Source organism: Bacillus sp. GW821-FHT11D08 (genome assembly GCF_058808515.1).
On the sequence record NZ_JBXARS010000001.1, the window covers coordinates 555,360 to 575,270 of the forward strand.

Genomic DNA, 19,911 nt, shown 5'->3' on the forward strand with positions numbered 1-19,911 from the left:
AGGGACGGCCATGACGGCCGTCCTTATTCTGTATTTCTTGCGCTGTGAGCAAGCCGGCTTGAAGCCGCTGCTGCGATTGCGCCGACGATATCATCAAGAAACGTATGGCATTCGCCCGTAGATTTATCATTTAACCGCCCGAGAATACCGGGTTTTTCTTTGTCAATGTAGCCGTAATTCGTAAAGCCGATCGAGCCGTATATATTCACGATAGAGAAGGCGAGCACCTCGTCAACCCCATACAGGCTTTCATCAATCGCCAGAATGGTCTGAAGCGGTTCAGACAGCTTTTTTTGTTCGGCGAGCACATCTAATTCTATTCCCGTTAAAATGGCGTTTTGCACCTCGCGTTTTGCGATGACACGGTCCACATTGAGCCTGCATACCTCCATCGTCAAATCAGGATGATATTTTTTTTGAAGGAAATACACCAGCTCGGCAATATCGTCCGTCTCAACCCCCCGTTCTTTTAAACGCGCCCTGGCGACAGCTTCCACCTGATTCAGTTGTTCCTTTTCTGACATTTGCTTCACCCAATCTTTTTTTACTAGTTTATACAACACTCTTCCGATGTGTACGATGTTTCTCCACTTGATTCAAAGGATTACAATATGTATTCATAATTCCGCCGGCGTATGACTACGATGTGAATAGCTCTAATTTTTCAGGCAGGTGATTATGATGAAAAGCATCATTAAAGAAAAATACGGCATCCACGTCAGACAGCTTTCCGTTTATCAGAAATACCAATGCTTCCAGACGCCTAATTCCTTCTTTCTTATAATTCCCGTTTCCGGGTTTTCGCAATCAGAGCTGACGGAGCTTTACTACATGAGTCAGTATTTACAAGAACAAAGTGACCCATACGTTTCAGTATTTATCTTTACGAAGGAAGGAGAACTGACCTTTGAGGACGAAGGCAAAACGTATGCGCTCTTAAAAGCGCCGATTCCCGTCTCAAACCGGTCGTTTTCCGTCGGAGGGGAGCTTGCCGAATTTCACAGAAAAGGGCGGGGTTTTCCGTACGAAGTGAAAGAAGCGGGCAGGATCGGCCAATGGAAGGACTTATGGGGAAAACGGGTGGATCAGCTGGAATCATTCTGGATGCAGAAAATTCATATGTCTCCGCTTGAACCGTTCGAAAAGAAAATGATCGAAGCATTTCCTTATTATTCAGGCTTAGCGGAAAACGCCATTCAATATTTAGTGGATACGGAGCTGGATGACAATCCCGGCGCAGAAGACTCGGGGACAATCTGCCATCAGCGGATGGAACGGGATACCTGGTCGGAGGAATCATTGATCCGCATTCCGGGCGATTGGGTATTCGACCATGCCGCCCGTGATATTGCGGAATATATGCGCAGCACATATTTGTATCATCGTGACGACCTGCTCAAAGATGGGTTTTTGTTTCTGCAGGAATATGAGCAAGTTACGCCGTTATCCTCCTTTTCCAAACGCCTGTTTTACAGCCGCCTGCTGTTTCCGCTCCATTTCTTCGAGACGGTGGAGAGCTATTACATTTCTCATGATTCTGAAAAACAGTTTTACGAAGAGCAGCTTGACTACATTCTTGCCGACTGCACCCGCTATGAACAGTTTTTACAGACATGTCACAACATGATGAATGTCAGGTCGGCGCAGGTTTTTGTCCCGCCTGTGGCGTGGCTCGGAAAAGGAATCAGTTCGTAAGAAAATATGACGTAAAAATATTTAGAAAATAGGGAATCTTGTCATATCAGTGTGTTAAGCGTTTTCATAGCCGCAGAAACAATATTCAGCCGCTTGTCAAAACAAATGCGGGCTTATATAATATTTGTAACTTAAATGTCTGTGAAGGGTTAACAATTGTCCTTTTCTAGTGGACAAAAGGAAGAAAGGTGGAGTTTCTCTTTGGAAGCGATTCGTATTGGACTGTTAGGACTGGGAACCGTGGGAAGCGGAGTCGTCAAAATTATACAAGATCATCAGGATAAGCTTATGCACCAGGTCGGCTGTCCGGTGACGATCAAAAAAGTGCTAGTTAAAGATATTGATAAAAAACGAGACGCAGACCTGCCGAAAGAAGTGCTGACGACAGAAGTCTATGATGTGATCGATGACCCTGAGGTCGACGTGATTATTGAAGTCATCGGCGGTGTCGAACAGACGAAGCAATATCTTCTTGATGCCTTGAAAGCGAAAAAACATGTTGTGACCGCAAATAAAGATCTGATCGCCGTATACGGGTCAGAGCTTTTAGCCGCCGCAAAGGAAAATGGCTGTGACTTGTATTATGAAGCGAGTGTCGCCGGCGGAATCCCGATTTTACGCACGCTCGAAGAAGGCCTTTCCTCTGACCGGATCACAAAAATGATGGGAATCGTCAACGGAACGACGAACTTCATCTTAACGAAAATGATTAAAGAAAAAAGCCCGTATGAAGAAGTGCTGAAGGAAGCGCAGGATCTCGGATTCGCGGAAGCGGACCCGACCGCCGATGTAGAAGGCCTCGATGCCGCACGCAAGATGGCGATTTTAGCCCGTCTCGGCTTCTCTATGAACGTCGATCTGGACGATGTCAAAGTAAAAGGAATTTCCCGGATTACGGATGAAGACATCAGCTTCAGCAAACGGCTCGGCTATACGATGAAGCTGATCGGCATCGCCCAGCGTGATGACAATAAAATCGAAGTCAGCGTTCAGCCGACACTGCTCCCGGATCATCATCCGCTCTCTGCGGTGCATAACGAGTTTAATGCCGTTTACGTGTACGGAGAAGCCGTCGGCGAAACGATGTTTTACGGCCCCGGAGCCGGAAGCATGCCGACTGCGACATCGGTCGTTTCCGATCTGGTCGCGGTCATGAAAAACATGCGTCTCGGCGTAAACGGAAACAGCTTTGTCGCCCCGCAGTTTGAAAGAAATCTGAAGCAGCCGTCTGATATCTATGCCCAGCAGTTTTTAAGAATTCACGTCAAAGACCAGGTCGGCTCTTTTTCAAAAATCACATCGGCCTTCTCAGAGCGCGGCGTCAGCTTTGAAAAAATTCTGCAGCTGCCGATCAAAGGCCATGACGACCTCGCGGAAATTGTCATCGTCACGCATCATACATCGGAAGAAGATTTCAGTGACATTCTGCAAAACTTAAATGACCTCGAAGTCGTACAAGAAGTAAAAAGCACATATCGCGTAGAAGGGAACGGTTGGAGCTAATGTGGAAAGGACTCATCCATCAATATAAAGAATTTCTGCCGGTGACGGATCAGACGCCGGCCCTGACATTGCATGAAGGCAACACGCCGCTGATTCACCTGCCGAAACTTTCCGAAAAGCTCGGAATTGAACTGCATGTGAAAACAGAGGGCGTTAATCCGACGGGATCCTTTAAAGACCGCGGCATGGTCATGGCGGTCGCCAAAGCGAAAGAAGAAGGCAATGATACCATCATGTGCGCCTCTACAGGCAACACATCCGCGGCAGCTGCCGCATACGCGGCGAGAGCCGGCATGAAATGCATCGTCATCATCCCGGACGGAAAAATCGCCTTCGGAAAACTTGCGCAGGCCGTCATGTACGGTGCGGAAATCATCGCGATTGACGGAAACTTTGACGACGCGCTGGCCATCGTCCGGTCAATTTGCGAAAAATCACCGATTGCATTAGTGAATTCAGTAAACCCTTACCGGATTGAAGGGCAAAAAACAGCGGCCTTTGAAGTATGCGAACAGCTCGGCGAAGCGCCGGGCATTCTGGCGATCCCGGTAGGAAACGCCGGGAATATCACGGCCTACTGGAAAGGGTTCAAAGAATACCATGAGAAAAACGGCACCGGACTTCCGAAGATGCGCGGTTTTGAGGCGGAAGGTTCTGCGGCTATCGTCCGCGGCGAAGTCATTAAAAATCCAGAGACTGTTGCGACGGCAATCCGAATCGGGAATCCTGCCAGCTGGGACAAAGCGGTGCTCGCTGCGGAAGAATCAGCCGGAAAAATTGATGAAGTCACAGATGAAGACATTCTTCACGCTTATCAGCTGATTGCCCGTGAAGAAGGCGTGTTTGCCGAACCGGGCTCCTGTGCATCCATCGCCGGCGTTTTGAAACAGGTAAAATCCGGTGAAATTCCAAAAGGCAGCAAGGTTGTCGCAGTTTTGACCGGAAACGGCCTGAAAGATCCGAACACGGCTGTAGACGTATCTGACATAAAACCGATTACGCTGCCGACAGATGAGGACAGTATTCTGGAATACTTAAATGGAGCGGCGCGTGTATGAATGAGGCGGAGATGCTGTTTTCCATTACGGTTCCGGGAAGCACCGCCAACTTAGGGCCTGGGTTTGATTCCGTCGGGATGGCGCTCAGCAGATATTTGAAGCTTTCGGTTTTCCGAAACGATGAATGGCAGTTCTCGGCGGAAACCGAAACTGTTGCGGGCATCCCTCAAGGAACGGACAACCTCATCTACCAAGTCGCCAAACGGACGGCTGACCGCTATCAGAAAGAGCTGCCGCCCGCCCATGTCAAAGTGTGGAGTGACATCCCCCTTGCACGGGGTCTCGGAAGCAGCGCGGCCGCTATCGTCGCCGCCATTGAGCTTGCGGATGAGTTATGCGGCCTGCAGCTGTCGGAAAGCGACAAGCTGCACTTAGCCAGTCTTGAAGAGGGGCATCCTGATAATGCCGCTGCTTCCCTTGCAGGAGGGCTTGTGATCGGCCTTCACGAAGAAGATGAAACACATATCGTGCGTGTTGCCGAAGCGGATATCGACGTTGTGGCAGTCATTCCGTTTTACGAAGTTCTGACCAGGGACGCAAGAGACGTGCTCCCGAAAGAGCTGCCGTACCGACGCGCCGTTAAAGCAAGCGCCGTCAGCAACCTTCTCGTTGCTGCGATCATGTCAAATGACTGGGCGCTCGCCGGGAAAATGATGAGAAAAGACATTCTCCATCAGCCGTACCGCGCCATGCTTGTTCCTGAGCTTTCAAAGGTGGAACATGCGGCCGAAATGAAAGGCGCCTACGGGACGGCGCTGAGCGGAGCGGGACCGACGATTCTTGTCCTGATTGAAAAAGGAAAGGGAGAAGAGCTGAGAAAACAGCTTTCTGAGCATTTCCCCCACTGTGAGATTGCGGCGCTTACCGTCCCGTCAGAAGGAAGCGTAATTGAACGGAATCCTTTAGAGCAGGTGAAAAGTGTATAATGAAAAAAAGCGTTCTTCCCATCAGAGAAGGACGCTTTCTTTTTCTGGAGAAGGATTTTTATTTAGGGAAGCGAAATAAAAAAGAAAAGGAGGAGAAACGATTTGAAAAAACTCATAACCGAGGAGGACATTGCGACTCTCGTATCCGTGACAGACCCGCAATATGCCCCTGACGGCAGAAGAGCCGCTTACGTCCGGACAACAGTCAATCATAAGCGTGATGCCTATTCCTCAGCCATTATGGTATATGACACAGAATCCGGCATCTCAAACCCGTGGACTTTCGGGGACAACAGAAATACAAGTCCGCGGTGGTCGCCTGACGGACGGCGACTCGCCTTTGTTTCTGACAGGGAGAACGGCATCCCTCAGCTGTACATCATCGACGCTGCCGGCGGAGAGGCGGAGCAGGCGGCCGATATTCCTTGGGGTGTATCAGATCCGATATGGGCGCCCGACGGCAGATCCGTGCTTGTGTCCGTCAGTCTGACATCAGCGGAGCGCGCCGATGAGAAAGAAAAAAAGAAGCATGACGAGTATGAGCCGGTTGACATTCAGTCATTAACATATAAACGTGACGGGAAAGGCCTGCTGAACGGAAGCTGGGCCCAGCTTGTGCTGATTCATCTTGAAACGGGGGAGGTTCAGCAGCTGACGGATCATGAAGCGGATCATTATGACGCGGCCTTTTCACCGGATGGCAGGCAGCTTGCGTTTACCGCCAATTTATGCGAGCCGGGTGACGCCGGAAAGCCGAGCGATGTCTATCTGATGAATCTGGCGGACGGAAGCCTGAAGCAGATTACGCCGCACCGCGGTTCTTTCGGTTCCTGCGTGTTTTCACCGGACGGTTCTTATATCGGGATGCTGGGCCATGAAAATGAATTTCGCAATGCGACTTTAGAAAAAGCGTGGCTGTACGAGGTGAAAACTGAGCGGCTGTCCTGCCTGACAGACATGCTGGATGTTCATTTGAGCGATGCGCTGATTGCGGATTCAATCATAGGAGGAGTGACGCCCCGGCCGGTATGGACAAACGACGGGCAGGGTTTTTACGTTCTCGGGAGCGAGCAGGGAAGCACCGGTATTTATTATATCTCGATTGACGGCCTCGTATATCCGATCCGATTAGAAGAAGAGTATGTGAACGGCTTTGCTTTTCATCCTGATCAGAAAAGCTGTATCGCTGTCATTGCCAAACCCGCACAGCCTTCCGAGCTTTACAGCATTTCACTTGAAGATGGGGAAGAGAAGCAATTGACATTTGACAATGATCGGTTTATTGAGGAGCGCATCATATCCGTGCCGGAAAAGCTGCAGTATGAAACAAAGGACGGGCTGACGGTAAACGGCTGGTTTTTAAAGCCCGCCGTTTTTGAAGAAGATCAAACTTATCCCCTCATTCTATACATACACGGCGGGCCTCACATGATGTACGGCCATACGTATTTTCACGAATTCCAAGTGCTGGCCGCACAAGGATATGCTGTCGTGTATGTCAACCCAAGAGGAAGCCATGGCTACGGGCAGGATTTTGTCAATCGTGTCAGGGGTGATTACGGAGGCGGAGATTACCGTGATGTCATGCAGGCGGTGGATGAAGCCGTTCAGGCGTATCCGTTTATTGACAGCGGCCGTCTCGGTGTGACGGGCGGAAGCTACGGAGGGTTTATGACGAATTGGATTGTCGGACAGACAGACCGTTTTAAAGCAGCCGTCACGCAGCGCTCCATTTCAAATTGGTTCAGCTTCCACGGTGTCAGCGATATCGGTTTCTTTTTTACCGACTGGCAGCTCGGGCATGATTTGTTTGAGGAAGCGGATAAGCTTTGGGATCGTTCTCCTGTAAAATATGCGTCCCGCGTTTCGACGCCGCTTTTGATTCTGCACGGTGAGCGAGATGACCGCTGTCCGATAGAGCAGGCCGAGCAGCTCTTTACCGCGTTGAAGAAACTGAACAAAACGACGTCGTTCATCCGATTTCCGAAAGCCACGCATGAGCTGTCGAGAAGCGGCCATCCGGAACAGCGGATGAAACGCATCCGTTATATTTGTTCATGGTTTGATGACTATTTGTGAAAAATAAAAAACCAGGCTGTCATGCAGCCTGGTTTTATGATTAAAATACTTGTTCTACTTCAACGACACCCGGTACTTCTTCAAGAAGGGCGCGTTCGATTCCGGCTTTCAGCGTAATCGTTGAACTTGGGCAGCTGCCGCATGCGCCAAGGAGGCGAAGCTTTACAATGCCTTCGTCTACATCAACAAGCTCACAGTCACCGCCGTCACGAAGCAGAAACGGACGTAATTTATCCAATACTTCCTGTACTTGCTCTTTCATTTCAACCTCAGTCATGAGATTCGCTCCTTTCATATACATAAAACCATTATATTCACAGTAACGGTAAAAATCTAATGTTTGGTTTGCAAAGCTGCTTTCCTCATTATAGCATATTTAAACTTGAACATAAAAACCGTTTTTTATACAAAAGCTGCCCCGTCCTTTGTATACTGGTGTAAAGGGGATGATGTACATGATTAAGCCGGTTACGCTCAGTGTTTACGGCGCTGAAACGCTTTGCGCAAGCTGCGTGAATATGCCGAGCGCCAAAGATACGTTTGAATGGCTGGAGGCGGCGCTGAAACGGAAATATCCGGAGCAGCCTTTTAACATGCGGTATATTGATATTGACGCACCGCCTCAGCAAAAGGAGACAGAAGAGCTTGCGGAGCGCATCAGAAACGATGAATTTTTCTATCCGCTCGTGCTGGTGGAGGATGTCATTGTGGGGGAAGGGAATCCGCATTTAAAAGATATATATGAAGAAATGGAAAAGCGCGGCTATGTTGCGGGCTCTTAAAAATGGCCGCTGATCGCAATCAGCGGCTTTTTTCTTATCAGCCGTTATGATGCTTGTACATCCATAAAAGGCCTGATTTTAATAAACGGGGCACACGCCCGATGAGCGGACGGTCGTTGACAAGACCGAAGCCCGCTTTTTTTCCGAGTGAACCGAGAACGCCTTTCAGCTTAAATTGCGGCATTGTTTCCGGCAGCTCTTCATTGTTCCAGCGTTTCAGGAGGATCTGCACAATTTGTTCCGCTTGTGCTTCAGCCAGCTGGGCGCTCGGCGCATGCGGCAGGCTCGCGCAATCACCGACGACGTAAACATGCTCATCGCCCGGAAGATTGTGGTGCGGTGTTAAAACGATGCGGCCCTGCGGATCTTTTTCAGCGTCCAGTTCTCTGACGGCTTTATTCGGCTGAATTCCCGCCGTCCACACGATGGCATCGGCCGATATTCCTTCATCATGATTATAAACGATGCCGTCTTCCACTTTTGTAATATTCGCATTATTGATAATGGTGACGCCGTGTTCTTCAAACCATTTCTGTACATACTTGCTGAGTCTTTTCGGAAAGCTTGATAAAATCAGGTCGCCCCGGTCAAATAACATAATCTTCAGATCGTCACGGCTCTCTCTTAATTCACTGGCAAGCTCCACGCCGCTTAATCCCGCTCCGACGATAGCGACAGATGCATTGGCGCCGAGGTTGTTCAGCTTTTGATAGGCCTCGCGTGACTGATCAATGGTCTGAATGCTGTAAGTATGTTCCGGCGCGCCGGGCACGTTATGATACTTATCCTCGCAGCCCAGTCCGATCACCGCGTCATCGTAAGAAATCGGTTCGCGGTCATGAAACAGAACCTGTTTGTTTTTCGTGTCGACGGAAGCCACCTCACCGTATTGAACATCCAGATTCGGATGCTCAGGAAAAGACACCCTGATATGATGATCAGAAATCGTGCCGGCGGCGAGCGCATAATATTCTGTTTTTAAGCAGTGATACGGGTTTCTGTCAATCAGCGTGATGGATATATCTGACGGAAGCTGGTTCGGCAGTAAGCGGTGCAGCACCCGCATGTTTCCGTAACCCCCGCCGATCAAGACCAATTTTTTCATAATGATTCCCCTTTTGCCCGAAAAATATGGTAGTCAATGTTGTTACAAAATAACGAACTATGTAAAATAACATCTAGAATTATATCGAATTTGATCTAAAACCACAATAATAGTTTTAAAATAACCTACAAATTGACCAGAAAACGCGTAATAGTAAAACCTTTAACCTGAATTAATATGTTACGATAACATTGAGCGTGAAACCGGATCTTTGACGAATAGAGGAAATTCCGTTAGGATAAGGTACATATGTGAGGTGAAACCGCATGAATCCGATGATTGAATTCTGTGTCAGCAATTTAGCGCGCGGTTCCCAGGAAGCACTTGAGATCTTAGAGAAGGATCCGAACTTGGACGTGCTTGAATACGGCTGTTTAAGCTATTGCGGGAAATGCATGGAGTCCCTGTTCGCCCTGGTCAACGGCGAAGTGGTCACGGGGGGCACGCCTGCTGAATTGGTTGACAACATATATACATTCATAGAAGAAAATCCGATGTTTTAATCAGAGGCTCCGAACGGGGTCTCTTTTTTATTGCGCCCCGGGTTTTGGCAAAATAAAAAATTTGTAGACAGCAAAAATAAATATTGTTATCTTAATAAAGACTTTTTTTAAATAAAATTTTAGAGGTGGATTCATTGAATATCGTTTGGGGGCTGCTCGGGGCAGTTGCTATATTAGCCATTGCTTTTTTGTTATCAGAGAAGAAAAGCAAAATTAACCTGCGAACCGTCATTGTCGGTTTATGTTTACAAATGGCCTTCGGATTCATCGTATTAAAGTGGGACGCCGGACGGGCCGTATTTTTATGGTTCTCAAGCCGTGTGCAGCTTCTCATTGATTATGCGAACGAAGGCATCAGCTTTATTTTTGGCCCGCTGTTAAAAGTGGGCAGCAGCCCGGCTTTTGCGCTGAGCGTTCTGCCGGTCATTATCTTTTTCTCAGCGCTGATTGCCGTTTTGTATCACTTGAAAATCATGCAGCTCATCTTTCGCGTCATCGGAGGCGGACTGTCAAAACTTCTTGGGACAAGCAGAACGGAATCGCTTGCGGCGGCTGCGAATATTTTTGTCGGACAGTCTGAATCACCGCTTGCCATTAAACCGCTGATTGCGGGATTGACCCGTTCCGAGCTGTTTACGATTATGACGAGCGGCCTTTCGGCTGTAGCGGGTTCGACGCTTTTCGGTTACGCCCTGTTAGGCATTCCGATCGAATACTTGCTGGCGGCCAGCTTTATGGCGGCTCCGGCCGGTCTCGTGTTCGGAAAAATTTTAATACCTGAAACGGAAAAAACGCAGACGATAAAAGGCGATTTTAATATGGACGAAGAAGGCGAAGGCGCCGCTAATGTGATTGATGCAGCGGCAAAAGGCGCGTCCACGGGCCTTCAGATTGCTCTAAATGTCGGCGCCATGCTGCTTGCGTTTGTCGCGCTCATCGCCGTAGTGAACGGAATTCTCGGCGGAATCGGCGGCTGGTTCGGTTTCAAACATATTACATTAGAATCCATTCTCGGTTACGTGTTTTCACCGATCGCATTTGTAATCGGCGTTCCTTGGCATGAAGCACTCGGAGCGGGAAGCTATATCGGACAGAAACTTGTGCTGAATGAGTTTGTCGCTTATTCAAACTTCGGTCCGCATATTGCGGACTTTTCTAAAAAAACGTCTACGATTATCAGCTTTGCGCTGTGCGGATTTGCCAACTTCTCTTCGATTGCGATTATGCTCGGCACACTGGGCGGTTTGGCCCCAAGCCGCCGTTCGGACATTGCGCGCCTCGGATTAAGAGCGGTTATTGCGGGAACACTCGCAAACCTTCTCAGCGCGGCGATTGCCGGCATGTTTATTTAGTAAACGATAAAAGCTCCCTGCATATGCAGGGAGCTTTTATGTATGAAAAACGGGGGATATTTGTATTGTGTCCGAGCAGAAGAGCTTTTATACTAAGTAAAAGAAAAAAAGTTGGAGGCCGATATGAATTCATTCCGTTTTACCAAGATGCACGGTCTTGGAAACAGTTATATATATGTAAATCAATTTGAAGAACAGCTGCCGGAAGAACGGCTGGCTGAGATTGCCGTTAAAGTGTCCAGCATTCACACGGGCATCGGCTCTGACGGAATGATCCTCATCTGTCCGTCAGAAAAAGCGCCCGTCAAAATGCGGATTTTTAATAATGACGGCTCAGAAGGGAAAAATTGCGGCAACGGCCTTCGCTGTGTGGCAAAGTACGCATACGAACATAAGCTGACAGAAGAAACGTCCTTTTTCATTGAGACGCTTTCAGGTCTAGTGAAAGCAGACATTACAGAGGACAACGGGATTGTGCGTGAAGTCGCCGTTGATATGGGCGAACCGCGCCTCACCAAAAAAGAGCTGCCGATGCTCGGCAATGAAGATGAACGGACGATCGATGAAACCTTTGTTTTTGGAGAAACGGAGCTTTCCGGAACAGCCGTATCAATGGGAAACCCCCATATTGTTTTTCCGGTTGCGGATATCAATCAAGCGCCTCTTACAACGCTCGGTCCCGTCATTGAAAAAGACCCGAGATTTCCGGAAGGCGTCAATGTCGAATTTGTGGAATCCGTCAGCGCCGATGAACTTCATTTCCGCGTATGGGAACGCGGCTCCGGCATTACACAGGCTTGCGGAACAGGCGCCTGTGCGGCGGCTGTCGCATCCGTATTGAACGGTGTTTCCGAACGAAACCGGGATATCACCGTTCATTTAGCGGGAGGCGACCTTGTGATTAATTGGCAGGACAACGGGCACGTGCTGATGACGGGACCCGCCGAAACCGTATGCAGCGGCGTCTATTATTTGTAAACAGCTCGTTTGAGAAATACTCTCCTCAAGGTTTATAATAGATATCAGCATCCGTTTTTTAAAAAAGGAGGTCTACCTATGAGTGTTCCAGTAACCATCACTGAAGCAGCGGCTTTGCATATAAAAGATATGATGAAAGAGCATGAAGAAGAAAACGCGTTTCTCCGTGTGGGCGTAAAAGGCGGCGGCTGCAGCGGCCTGTCTTACGGAATGGGATTTGAGCACGAAAAAGGCGAAAAAGACAGCATGTTTGAACAGCACGGAATCACCGTTTTGGTCGACAGCGAAAGCCTTGATATTATGACCGGCACGATCATTGACTTCAAACAGTCCATGATGGGCGGCGGTTTCACCATTGACAACCCGAATGCCATCGCTTCCTGCGGCTGCGGTTCATCTTTCCGCACGGCCAAAAACGCCGGTACGCCGGAAGAGTGTTAAGGGTCAACCCGCCATTCTTAGGATGAAAAAATATGACGTCTTTCTTTCCGGTGGCGCTTGCACCATTGTTAAAAAAGGCGTTTATCTGTTTAATAAAAGGAAAACCCGCTCAACAGAAGCGGGTTTTCCTTTTTCAAAGAGGTTATTCGATTGTATGTTTCATAGCATGGTACATATTTGCCGTATGTTCATCGGCTTTATCCCGTGACATGCGCAGCCGTTCTTCTGAAGAACCATATCCGATTTCTTGTTTGCCCTCTTTCAGTCCTTTAAAAATCCCATCAGCGAATTCATCCAGCGGTTCTCCTTGAGTATGCAGCCCTGCTCCGCCTAAATCTGTATTCACCGCCGGAGGCGCAACTTCAATCACTTCTACAGATGAATCAGAAAGCTGATGTCTCAGACTCATTGTAAATGAATGAAGCGCCGCTTTCGTTGCTGAATAGATCGGTGCAATGGCAAGCGGTGTAAAAGCCAATCCCGAAGAGACGTTAATGAAAGCCGCATCTTCTTTTCCGGCAAAAAACGGAGCGAACAGCATAGACAGGTGGAAGGGAGCTTCAATGTTCGTTGTGATTTCTTTATTGAAATAGTCCCAATTGTCCTTCGCATCCGCTTTCAGCACATGAAAACGTTGTTGAATCCCCGCGTTGTTTACTAACACATTCACTTCCGGATAATTTTCTTTCACCCAATCAAACAGTGATATACGTTCAGATGGAATGCTCAAATCACTGACATATGTAATAAGATCCGGGAATGTTTCCTTTGCTTTTTGAAGAGCGTGCTCACGCCGTCCGGTCACGATGACTTTATTTCCCGCTTTTAAAAACCGTTCTGCGAAAGCCAATCCTATTCCGGCATTTCCGCCTGTAATCAGTATTGTATTTCCCGTCAGTTTCATATTAACTCCTCTTTTCCGATTGTTTTTACATTTCTTTGTCACATTTCAGCTTTGATCCAATCAATATATTCATCCCGCAAATAGGCATGAAATAAGACAGCAGTGATTCTGTAAAATTGATTTTAGATCATCGGGAAACCCGCCAAAACTATTCTTTCCTTGTCACAATATGATGATACGGCTTAAAGCACGGTTTAAGTCAACAAAAGAACCTTGTGCTTCCGTTTCGGTTACTCACATCAGACATAGGTCACGAAAGGAAAGGTGAACGTAAAGTCTTGGAATTTTCTTAATGCGATAAAGCGTACCGTATCACATGGGTGAGAGGCAATTAAAAAAACGTTTCTGATCAAAACAAAAGGACGGCGATGCATATGCAGGAAGGAAACAGCGTTGATATCAGGCCGCTCAGCTTGAATGATGCAGAGCAGGAACTGGTTTTGCAGACGGAAAACCGCATGTTTTTTGAACGGTTTGCCATGACGAGACAAGAGGATTTTTATACGCTGGAAGGCCGGAAAAAACGAATTGAACAATCACTGAAGAATGCAGAAAATGATACTGAATACAGCTTCGGCATTTTTCTTCAGGATCAGACCCTGATTGGCACGATCAGCCTTTTTCAGGTGGTTCGGGGTTCCCTCCAAAGCGCTTTTATCGGTTATTTTTTAGATGGCAAATATAACGGAAAAGGCTATGCGACGAAGGCTGTTAAGCTGGCAGTCGAATATGCATTCAATGAGCTGGAACTGCATCGGATAGAAGCCGGAGTTATGCCGAACAATAAGGCGTCAATCCGGGTGCTCGAAAAAGCTGGCTTTCATAAAGAAGGCATTGCGAGAAAAAATGTAAAAATAAATGGAAAATGGGAAGATCATCAGGTGCTGGCGATCATACATCCGGAGGATACATGACGATATCCTCCTTTTTTATATCCTGCGTCTCTTTCGACAGATTCTTCCTAAAACTTCAAATCAATTGTCTAAATCATACTATTTGCAAATTCGAAAAAAAATAAAGGGTACATAGCACCAAAAACTCTGAAAGTTGTGCTCTTTGTCAACGCGTTCTAAAGTCATATTTTTCGAAAGGATATTGATTTTTTGATAGGATTAAACTAAATTGTAAAAGTATAGAATAGTTAATTTATTTTGTAAGAAAAGGATGATAATATGATAGGTCAATTGAGCAATAAAAAAATATTTTTAAGTTCTTTTTTCATCATTTTGATCTGTTCATTACTCTTCCAATTCAGTATTTCAGATAAAGTTCTGCAGTCGTATTATTCTTCCGTCGGAGAAAATACCTACGATATCGGGGAGAAAAGTGTTCGTACGATTGTCATGTTTCTGCAAGGGTTTATGATCTTCACAACTTTTGTGGAAATTCTGATAGGCGGATTTCTGTTATTCGTTGCCGCTTTTATTCTCGGTACAAAAAAACCGAAAAAAATATATTTGCTTCTATATACGCTGACTTCTTTAATCTCGGCATTTAAAATGTTGATTCTTTCAGTTGTTAACTACTTAACGGCTGATTCCTCGCTTATATATTCTGCCGGCGGCACCAGCTTGAGTCTGCAGCTGCTGGATCCATTTCTGCTCATATCAATCGCGGCTCTTTATGCTGCTGCGGGAAAACTGACCGATCTCAGTAAAGGCAAGAGAATCATTTTGACTGGATGTTTTGTTTTACTAAAACTCTTTACTATTTTCTTAAACTATTTTATGGCGGATAAAATTTAGCTCGGGAGAGAGTCAATTAAGCTGAATTTTATTATAAATTAAAAAAACAGAGTAGGGAGATGTTATGATGAACTTAGTAAAATCTAATAAAAAGTCTTTCATTTTGTTTGGCGCGGCTCTTGCTGCAGCAACATTGGTTTATGCACTATTATTAACGGGAACTGAATTAAACGTGGCGGCGGCTCATGCATTCTCAGCCAATGCTGAATTAGCTTCTACTCTCGGCATCTCTACAGCAGCAGCTAAAAAAGCAATTGATATTATTGATGCGGCATCAACAATTGCTTCTATCATTTCTCTTATCGGTATCGTTACAGGCGCAGGCGCGATTTCTTATGCAATCGTTGCAACAGCAAAAACAATGATTAAGAAATACGGCAAAAAATACGCAGCTGCTTGGTAAAATCGATCAATAAATAATTGCTCTTTTTGTACAAGCTGCAAAAAGAGCCTCTCTCCCAAATACATATGTAAGGATTGAAAGTATGATAGTCAAACAAATTGCGGCTCTTATCAAATATAATACCCTGTCATCGTTTCGAAAAAGAAAGGAAGATTGGGGCATTCCTCAACTCAACAGCAAACTGCTGTCTGCCATTATTATTTCTCTGTTATGTTTATATCTCGTTTTCCTGGGATGCGGTGTTGTATTCGGGACAAAACTGATTCAGCTGCCCCTCAGCGCATGGGGGCAATTTGTTTTAATCGCCGTTTCACTTGAGCAGCTTTTTTGGGCTGCCGGCTTCTTTAAAGAACATCACAATGCCTTTCTGCTGGATACGCGCAAGGTCATTCATCAATTAAAAAAGGTTCGTTTTTTACAGCTGTTTTCTGTTTTTGCCGGCCAGGCGATCAAAAAAACCATTTTCGTATGGTATCTTTTTGTTTTTCCGGTCTTTTTGTTTTTATCAAGCGCAGGCATGACCGGGTCTGCGGCGGTCATCGTATTTTTCTTGGGCTTCGTTTATTTTCTTCTCAATTTATTTTTATCTATGCTGTTTTCTTATGTTGTTTATCTTCTTACAAATATGTGGAGCAAATTGTTTTACTTGAAAATCATGAAAGGCATTTTATTCAGCGTCAGCCTGCTGGTTCCGCTTGCAGTCGGGTATGCCGTTTATCTTCTCGTGTTTGGGGAGTATACCGCAAAGGATATTTCAAGCTTTACGGAGTCACCGGCTTTCCGGAACATCCTCATGAATACGCCGTATGTATGGTTAGCATTCCGCTCACATTCCGTGCTCGTTTTCGCTGCGGTGTTTGCGGCCGCCGTCCTTTTAACGGCGGGGATGTTTAAACTATGGTCGGCCACGCTGAAGAAAATGGACCTTATTCCTTATATGTTTTTGACAAATGCAGATTTTGCGCCAAAGCTGAAATTATATAGAAATAACAAAATATTTCATGCCGTTTTTCAAAAGGATCTGCTGTTTTTATCGAGAATTGACGGGTTTTTTATCAGGAACTTCGGCAGTATGCTGTATTTGTTCATGCTGTTTTTAGGTTTTTGTATTCCGCTTCTGTCGCATCATTTTATCGGGTATTCGGCAGCCGCCATCGTGTCTGCGGCGGTTATCATTGCGAACTTTTCGTATCAGCTCGTCGGAGATGCGCTCAAAACAGTGTTGTCAGTTGACGGGGAAATAAAAAATCAGCATCTGTTTCACCGGAATATCAAACATGCGTGGCAGCTGGTGTTTCCGAAAGTATGTATTTATAATCTCGCCGCTCTTATCTATTCGTTCATCATCACCATTTTGATTACGGTGTTTTTTCCGTCTTCCGCTGCGCTGACGATTTACTTGTTTATTGTGTTTTTATGTTCGGGTTTTTTATACAGTCTTGTCCAGATTTCAAGCACCGCCCTGTATCCTAAGAAAAACTGGGAGCATATGTACGAAATTGGAGAAGCGGGGAAAGCAAAGACGTATAACAACTTATACGGATCTTTCATTTTCATTGTGTCGCTTCAAATCGCTGCGATCACGTCGTATTTTATCTATAAAAAGCCGGAACTTGAAATGATGCTTATTCATTCTGCATCAGGTATTTTTGTCCTGTTCACACTATTAAACTATGGAGTCATGTTTCTGTTTCTTCGCAGAATCAATATGGCGGAAAGGTTTGCGAACAATGATTAAATTAGTGAATATACAAAAAAACTATAGTGAAAAACAGGTGTTGAAAGATATTTCGTTTGAGGTGAAAAAAGGCTCAATCTATGCTTTGCTGGGGACTAATGGAGTCGGGAAAACAACGACTTTGAAAATCATTTCGGGCCTGCTTAAACCGACTTCAGGCAGCGTCATGATTGACGGTAAGGAACTGGATTCAGAAGAGGGGGGGCAAATATCGGCTGATATCGGTTTTGTGCCCGACCATGCCTTTTTATATGATTACTTAACGGGAGTCGAATACTTGCGTTTTACAGCGGAGATGTTTGAAGTGCCGTCTCAGCGGACAAATGAGTATATAAAGAATATGTTAGAGACGCTGAAGCTTGCTCAAGACGGAAATCAGCTGATTAAAACATATTCACATGGAATGAAACAAAAATTATCAATTGCGGCCGCGCTCATTCATCAGCCAAAGATATTAATTCTTGACGAACCGCTGACGGGCATTGATTTAATCAGCGGTAAAACGATACGGACGTTATTAAAGGAATACGTCAAACAGGGACATACGGTCCTGTTATCGACTCACTTGCTGGAGCTGGCGCATTCGCTGTGCGATACGATCGGTATTATACATGAAGGCGTTTTTGCGGCGGAGTATCAGTCATCCGAGCATTCATTAGAAGAGATTGAAAAATTGGCTGAGAGTATCTATACATGATGAACCGCATGTTGCCGGCAATCAGGACGTCCGCCATTCCGTTAACCGCATCATTGCTGTTTTTTTCAGGCGGTGTGATCGCTGCGTTTTTTTCCGATCACTTTGTTTCAACCGCGTCTTACAACGGCTCGTCAGGCGCGGTTGAACTGCTGAAAAACAATGCAATCGCTTGTCTGTTTTTAGCCGCGGGTTTTTTTACCTTTGGGTTGACCTCGATCTTTTATTTATTCACCAACGGGTTTATTTTAAGCGGCTCTATTATAGAAAATCTGCATAGCGGAGTTCCTTTTTATCAGATTTTTTTACTGCTAATTCCTCATGGTATATTTGAAGTTCCCGCGTTATTATTAAGTGGCGCCATTGGTTTTAAGGGCGTTGAATTGGTCATCAGGCTGTGTTTTTCTAAGGAAAAAAAGATAATGGCTTCAATGTTCAGGCATATTGGAATATTGGTGCTCATAATTATTTGTCTGCTGATCGCCGCTGCCATTATTGAAGCTTACATCACACCAATTTTTAAGTAAAAGGGGCAGAAATCATATGAGAAGTAAATTATCATTAATCGGTGTGCCGATTGTTATGATCATCGGTTATATCATTTCTTTATCCTTTGAGTGGCTGTTTCCTGTTCTTACTTTTGGGGTGGCAGGACTATATCTCTTTATATTTGCACCGGTGCAAAATAAATTCATTCGTTACATCTTTTTGTTTATTTTTGTGATTAATCTGTTGGCCAGTGCGGCTCTTTATTTCGGTATTTAATAAAAAAATGACATTCATATTGAATGTCATTTTTTTATTTTTTTTTTGCGGCTCTGCTGCGTGTTAAAATCTGTCGCCGTTGAAAATAGAGTTTTTTACGATCACGTAGTCGACATTGCGGATGGCTTCGAGTGTATTGCCGCCGGCGTAAGAGATGGAAGATTGCAGATCCTGCTCCATTTCAACCAGCGTGTCCTGTAAAGACCCTTTATGTTCGACATGCATTTTTTTGCCTTCGACGTTTTTCTTTTCGCCTTTTTGAAATTCAGAAGCGGAGCCGAAATATTCTTTGTACAGCTTGCCGTCGATTTCGATCGTTTGTCCCGGTGATTCTTCGTGGCCGGCGAATAATGATCCGATCATGACCATGGATGCGCCGAATCGGATGGATTTCGCAATATCGCCGTGCGTGCGGATGCCGCCGTCAGCAATGATCGGTTTGCTCGCCGCTTTTGCGCACCAGCGAAGCGCGGCTAATTGCCACCCGCCGGTTCCGAAGCCGGTTTTAATTTTGGTGATGCAGACTTTCCCGGGGCCGATTCCCACTTTTGTCGCGTCGGCGCCCGCGCGTTCCAGCTCCCTTACGGCTTCAGGCGTCCCGACATTCCCTGCGATGACAAAGCTTTCCGGGACATGTTCTTTAATAAATTGAATCATGCTGATCACGGCATTGGAATGGCCGTGCGCGATATCAATGGTAATATAATCCGGCACAAGCTCCTGTGCTTTCAGCTCCCGGATGAATTCATAATCATTTTCCTTCACGCCGACACTGATGGAAGAAATCAGTCCGCGCGCTTTCATATCCCGGACAAAAGCCAGGCGTTTTTCCGGCTCGAAGCGGTGCATGATATAAAAATACCCGTTTTCCGCGAGCCAGGCCGCGATGTTTTCATCTATTATCGTCTGCATGTTGGCCGGCACGACCGGAAGTTTAAACGTGTGTCCGCCCAATGTAACTGATGTATCACATTCAGATCGGCTGTCCACAATGCATTTTGCAGGAATCAGCTGAATATCTTCGTAATCAAATACATTTTCCATATATAACACCCCTAAAAGCGAATAATAGAATTAAATAAAATTAAAATGTTCGTCTTTTTATAATGTACTTTGTTTTGTCAGGAATGTCAAATGATTTCATGCTGCCTCATATGCGGTCAGCTTGTCATCCATTTGCAGTTTGGTTATCATAGTAGTATTGGGTGTTGTAAGACATTTGTTACGATAGATAGATTTG

22 protein-coding genes are annotated in these 19,911 nt (G+C 45.9%); 17 read left to right on the top strand and 5 right to left on the bottom strand.

Annotated features, from left to right (window positions below):
• Positions 1-23 precede the first annotated feature (23 nt).
• Entirely contained in the window at positions 24-524 is a 501-nt protein-coding gene (locus AC1RRX_RS02850; protein WP_003151934.1) for a phosphatidylglycerophosphatase A family protein, read from the bottom strand.
• Positions 525-678: 154 nt separating this feature from the next.
• Here AC1RRX_RS02850 and cotNH point away from each other — a divergent pair, with 154 nt between their 5' ends.
• The 5 genes from cotNH to AC1RRX_RS02875 all read left to right on the top strand — a co-directional run bounded on the left by cotNH (position 679) and on the right by AC1RRX_RS02875 (position 7,261).
• Positions 679-1,695, top strand: coding sequence for a spore coat-associated protein CotNH (gene cotNH / locus AC1RRX_RS02855; protein ID WP_007613555.1), 1,017 nt, complete (start codon positions 679-681; stop codon positions 1,693-1,695).
• A 201-nt stretch (positions 1,696-1,896) separates the two neighbouring features.
• Positions 1,897-3,198: a homoserine dehydrogenase gene (locus tag AC1RRX_RS02860; protein ID WP_003151938.1), complete on the top strand. Its 1,302-nt coding sequence runs from the start codon at positions 1,897-1,899 to the stop codon at positions 3,196-3,198.
• Positions 3,198-4,256 (top strand): threonine synthase, encoded by a 1,059-nt coding sequence (thrC, locus tag AC1RRX_RS02865; protein ID WP_144463956.1) that lies wholly within the window; start codon positions 3,198-3,200, stop codon positions 4,254-4,256. Before AC1RRX_RS02860 ends, thrC begins: the two co-directional genes overlap by 1 nt.
• The gene (gene thrB / locus AC1RRX_RS02870; RefSeq protein ID WP_007613546.1) at positions 4,253-5,182 is read left to right on the top strand and encodes a homoserine kinase; all 930 of its coding nucleotides are present in this window, start codon (positions 4,253-4,255) and stop codon (positions 5,180-5,182) included. The genes thrC and thrB overlap by 4 nt, the downstream gene beginning before the upstream one ends.
• Before the next feature lie 102 nt (positions 5,183-5,284).
• Complete coding sequence (locus tag AC1RRX_RS02875; protein WP_144463927.1) at positions 5,285-7,261, top strand: S9 family peptidase; 1,977 nt, start codon at positions 5,285-5,287, stop codon at positions 7,259-7,261.
• Positions 7,262-7,301: 40 nt separating this feature from the next.
• On the opposite strand, the gene AC1RRX_RS02880 is transcribed toward AC1RRX_RS02875, so the two are convergent.
• On the bottom strand, positions 7,302-7,637 hold the full coding sequence (locus AC1RRX_RS02880; RefSeq protein WP_181461952.1) for a NifU family protein: 336 nt from the start codon (positions 7,635-7,637) through the stop codon (positions 7,302-7,304).
• Between the two features lie 79 nt (positions 7,638-7,716).
• Between AC1RRX_RS02880 and AC1RRX_RS02885 the strand changes: the two genes are divergently transcribed.
• A complete protein-coding gene (locus tag AC1RRX_RS02885; protein WP_144463928.1) occupies positions 7,717-8,043 on the top strand; it encodes a YuzD family protein in 327 nt (108 codons plus the stop codon).
• Positions 8,044-8,080: 37 nt separating this feature from the next.
• Here AC1RRX_RS02885 and AC1RRX_RS02890 read toward each other — a convergent pair whose 3' ends face one another.
• On the bottom strand, positions 8,081-9,148 hold the full coding sequence (locus tag AC1RRX_RS02890) for an NAD(P)/FAD-dependent oxidoreductase (protein WP_109567173.1): 1,068 nt from the start codon (positions 9,146-9,148) through the stop codon (positions 8,081-8,083).
• A 266-nt stretch (positions 9,149-9,414) separates the two neighbouring features.
• On the opposite strand from AC1RRX_RS02890, the gene AC1RRX_RS02895 reads away from it, so the two are divergent.
• From AC1RRX_RS02895 to AC1RRX_RS02910, 4 genes are all read left to right on the top strand, one after another.
• The gene (locus AC1RRX_RS02895) at positions 9,415-9,651 is read left to right on the top strand and encodes a YuzB family protein (RefSeq protein ID WP_007408721.1); all 237 of its coding nucleotides are present in this window, start codon (positions 9,415-9,417) and stop codon (positions 9,649-9,651) included.
• Positions 9,652-9,785: 134 nt separating this feature from the next.
• The gene (locus AC1RRX_RS02900; protein ID WP_012118346.1) at positions 9,786-11,003 is read left to right on the top strand and encodes a NupC/NupG family nucleoside CNT transporter; all 1,218 of its coding nucleotides are present in this window, start codon (positions 9,786-9,788) and stop codon (positions 11,001-11,003) included.
• Between the two features lie 123 nt (positions 11,004-11,126).
• Positions 11,127-11,981 (top strand): diaminopimelate epimerase, encoded by an 855-nt coding sequence (gene dapF / locus AC1RRX_RS02905; RefSeq protein WP_053104628.1) that lies wholly within the window; start codon positions 11,127-11,129, stop codon positions 11,979-11,981.
• Between the two features lie 78 nt (positions 11,982-12,059).
• Complete coding sequence (locus AC1RRX_RS02910; RefSeq protein WP_003151967.1) at positions 12,060-12,422, top strand: HesB/IscA family protein; 363 nt, start codon at positions 12,060-12,062, stop codon at positions 12,420-12,422.
• A 142-nt stretch (positions 12,423-12,564) separates the two neighbouring features.
• On the opposite strand, the gene AC1RRX_RS02915 is transcribed toward AC1RRX_RS02910, so the two are convergent.
• Entirely contained in the window at positions 12,565-13,326 is a 762-nt protein-coding gene (locus tag AC1RRX_RS02915; protein WP_007408717.1) for an SDR family oxidoreductase, read from the bottom strand.
• 374 nt (positions 13,327-13,700) lie between these two features.
• Between AC1RRX_RS02915 and AC1RRX_RS02920 the strand changes: the two genes are divergently transcribed.
• From AC1RRX_RS02920 to AC1RRX_RS02950, 7 genes are all read left to right on the top strand, one after another.
• Positions 13,701-14,240, top strand: a complete 540-nt coding sequence (locus AC1RRX_RS02920) for a GNAT family N-acetyltransferase (RefSeq protein WP_032867147.1) — start codon at positions 13,701-13,703, stop codon at positions 14,238-14,240.
• 258 nt (positions 14,241-14,498) lie between these two features.
• On the top strand, positions 14,499-15,071 hold the full coding sequence (locus AC1RRX_RS02925) for a hypothetical protein (protein WP_007408715.1): 573 nt from the start codon (positions 14,499-14,501) through the stop codon (positions 15,069-15,071).
• Between the two features lie 67 nt (positions 15,072-15,138).
• Positions 15,139-15,474: an uberolysin/carnocyclin family circular bacteriocin gene (locus AC1RRX_RS02930; protein ID WP_003151973.1), complete on the top strand. Its 336-nt coding sequence runs from the start codon at positions 15,139-15,141 to the stop codon at positions 15,472-15,474.
• Between the two features lie 82 nt (positions 15,475-15,556).
• On the top strand, positions 15,557-17,212 hold the full coding sequence (locus AC1RRX_RS02935; protein WP_113766686.1) for a hypothetical protein: 1,656 nt from the start codon (positions 15,557-15,559) through the stop codon (positions 17,210-17,212).
• Positions 17,205-17,909, top strand: a complete 705-nt coding sequence (locus tag AC1RRX_RS02940) for an ABC transporter ATP-binding protein (protein WP_015418131.1) — start codon at positions 17,205-17,207, stop codon at positions 17,907-17,909. The genes AC1RRX_RS02935 and AC1RRX_RS02940 overlap by 8 nt, the downstream gene beginning before the upstream one ends.
• On the top strand, positions 17,906-18,433 hold the full coding sequence (locus AC1RRX_RS02945) for a stage II sporulation protein M (RefSeq protein ID WP_015418130.1): 528 nt from the start codon (positions 17,906-17,908) through the stop codon (positions 18,431-18,433). The genes AC1RRX_RS02940 and AC1RRX_RS02945 overlap by 4 nt, the downstream gene beginning before the upstream one ends.
• Before the next feature lie 16 nt (positions 18,434-18,449).
• Positions 18,450-18,671, top strand: a complete 222-nt coding sequence (locus AC1RRX_RS02950) for a DUF5970 family protein (RefSeq protein ID WP_003151978.1) — start codon at positions 18,450-18,452, stop codon at positions 18,669-18,671.
• 63 nt (positions 18,672-18,734) lie between these two features.
• Here AC1RRX_RS02950 and guaC read toward each other — a convergent pair whose 3' ends face one another.
• Positions 18,735-19,715: a GMP reductase gene (gene guaC, locus AC1RRX_RS02955; RefSeq protein WP_033574902.1), complete on the bottom strand. Its 981-nt coding sequence runs from the start codon at positions 19,713-19,715 to the stop codon at positions 18,735-18,737.
• Between the last annotated feature and the right edge of the window lie 196 nt (positions 19,716-19,911).

Excerpts from the sequence above, each read along its gene's own strand:
- AC1RRX_RS02895 (WP_007408721.1), top strand. The coding sequence starts at position 9,415 with ATGAATCCGATGATTGAATTCTGTGTCAGCAATTTAGCGCGCGGTTCC.
- AC1RRX_RS02885 (WP_144463928.1), top strand. The coding sequence starts at position 7,717 with ATGATTAAGCCGGTTACGCTCAGTGTTTACGGCGCTGAAACGCTTTGC.
- AC1RRX_RS02945 (WP_015418130.1), top strand. The coding sequence starts at position 17,906 with ATGATGAACCGCATGTTGCCGGCAATCAGGACGTCCGCCATTCCGTTA.
- AC1RRX_RS02950 (WP_003151978.1), top strand. The coding sequence starts at position 18,450 with ATGAGAAGTAAATTATCATTAATCGGTGTGCCGATTGTTATGATCATC.
- AC1RRX_RS02935 (WP_113766686.1), top strand. The coding sequence starts at position 15,557 with ATGATAGTCAAACAAATTGCGGCTCTTATCAAATATAATACCCTGTCA.
- thrC (WP_144463956.1), top strand. The coding sequence starts at position 3,198 with ATGTGGAAAGGACTCATCCATCAATATAAAGAATTTCTGCCGGTGACG.
- AC1RRX_RS02915 (WP_007408717.1), bottom strand. The coding sequence starts at position 13,326 with ATGAAACTGACGGGAAATACAATACTGATTACAGGCGGAAATGCCGGA.
- AC1RRX_RS02920 (WP_032867147.1), top strand. The coding sequence starts at position 13,701 with ATGCAGGAAGGAAACAGCGTTGATATCAGGCCGCTCAGCTTGAATGAT.
- cotNH (WP_007613555.1), top strand. The coding sequence starts at position 679 with ATGATGAAAAGCATCATTAAAGAAAAATACGGCATCCACGTCAGACAG.
- AC1RRX_RS02930 (WP_003151973.1), top strand. The coding sequence starts at position 15,139 with ATGAACTTAGTAAAATCTAATAAAAAGTCTTTCATTTTGTTTGGCGCG.
- AC1RRX_RS02940 (WP_015418131.1), top strand. The coding sequence starts at position 17,205 with ATGATTAAATTAGTGAATATACAAAAAAACTATAGTGAAAAACAGGTG.
- guaC (WP_033574902.1), bottom strand. The coding sequence starts at position 19,715 with ATGGAAAATGTATTTGATTACGAAGATATTCAGCTGATTCCTGCAAAA.
- AC1RRX_RS02925 (WP_007408715.1), top strand. The coding sequence starts at position 14,499 with ATGATAGGTCAATTGAGCAATAAAAAAATATTTTTAAGTTCTTTTTTC.
- AC1RRX_RS02910 (WP_003151967.1), top strand. The coding sequence starts at position 12,060 with ATGAGTGTTCCAGTAACCATCACTGAAGCAGCGGCTTTGCATATAAAA.
- thrB (WP_007613546.1), top strand. The coding sequence starts at position 4,253 with ATGAATGAGGCGGAGATGCTGTTTTCCATTACGGTTCCGGGAAGCACC.
- AC1RRX_RS02850 (WP_003151934.1), bottom strand. The coding sequence starts at position 524 with ATGTCAGAAAAGGAACAACTGAATCAGGTGGAAGCTGTCGCCAGGGCG.
- dapF (WP_053104628.1), top strand. The coding sequence starts at position 11,127 with ATGAATTCATTCCGTTTTACCAAGATGCACGGTCTTGGAAACAGTTAT.
- AC1RRX_RS02890 (WP_109567173.1), bottom strand. The coding sequence starts at position 9,148 with ATGAAAAAATTGGTCTTGATCGGCGGGGGTTACGGAAACATGCGGGTG.